The following is a 1,062-nucleotide window of genomic DNA, read 5'->3' on the forward strand; positions in this document are numbered from 1 at the left end:
GTCGCCCCGAACTGTCCCTCACCGGGTGGCGGCACTTGGTCGTCGTCGCCGCGCATCCCGACGACGAGATACTCGGCGCCGGCGGTTTGATCGCGCTGGCGCGCTCGCGCGATCTGCCGGTCACGGTGGTCGCGGTGACCGACGGAGAAGCCTCACACCCCGGGTCGCCCACCTACTCACCGACCGAACTCGCCGACCTACGTGTCGAGGAATCTTTGCGTGCGGCAGCCGAACTGGGTATCGAACCACCCACTCGGCTCCGAATCACAGACGGCACCGTGACAGCACACCAAGCCGCGGTCACCGACGCTCTCGCGGAAGTCCTGACCACATGCGGGCGCACCGGCGGCTGGTGTGCCACGACCTGGCGGCGTGACGGTCACCCCGACCACGAAGCCGTCGGCCGGGCCGCGGCCGCGGCGTGCGCCGGAACCGCAACCCGATTGCTCGAATTCCCGGTGTGGATGTGGCACTGGGCCACTCCCACTCACCCCGTGGTCCTCGCGGCCCGCGCGCGGACGCTGACGCTGCCGGAGGCCGTCATCAACGCCAAGTCGCACGCGATCGCCCACTTCCACAGCCAGACCAGCGCCCTGTCGGACGATCCCGCCGACCAACCGATCCTGCCGCCGCACCTGCTCGACCACTTCACCGGCGCGACGGAAACGTTCTTCGTATGAGCGAGACACGCCTGAGGGCAGGCTATTTCGAGAACATGTACGCTCGGGATCCCGATCCGTGGGGGTTCACCACGCGCTGGTATGAACAGCGCAAGCGGGCACTGACCATGGCGGCGCTACCGAAGCCGCGCTACCGCAACGCATTCGAACCCGGCTGCTCGATAGGCACCCTCTCCGCCGAACTCACCACCCGCTGCGATCGACTGGTGTGCGCCGATGTTGTGGCTCAGGCGCTCGATTCGGCCGAGGCCAGGGTCGAGCGCCTGCCCTACACCGCGCGAGGCACCGTCGAATTCCGCCGCTGGGCACTCGGCGAGGAATGGCCCGACGAGCGATTCGACCTGATCGTTTTCAGTGAGGTCTGCTATTACCTCGACGCCGC

Annotated in this window: 2 protein-coding genes; both read left to right on the forward strand. The window is 67.9% G+C overall.

Annotated features, from left to right (window positions below):
* Positions 1 to 680, forward strand: a 680-nt coding sequence (locus tag ACFU4Z_RS36470) for a PIG-L deacetylase family protein (RefSeq protein WP_379072933.1), incomplete at its 5' end; no start/stop codon positions are given.
* A partial coding sequence (locus ACFU4Z_RS36475) for an SAM-dependent methyltransferase (protein ID WP_379072935.1) occupies positions 677 to 1,062 on the forward strand: 386 nt, incomplete at its 3' end. The genes ACFU4Z_RS36470 and ACFU4Z_RS36475, both read left to right, overlap by 4 nt.

It is taken from the genome of Nocardia sp. NPDC057440, assembly GCF_042802915.1.
Classification (GTDB): Bacteria; Actinomycetota; Actinomycetes; order Mycobacteriales; family Mycobacteriaceae; genus Nocardia.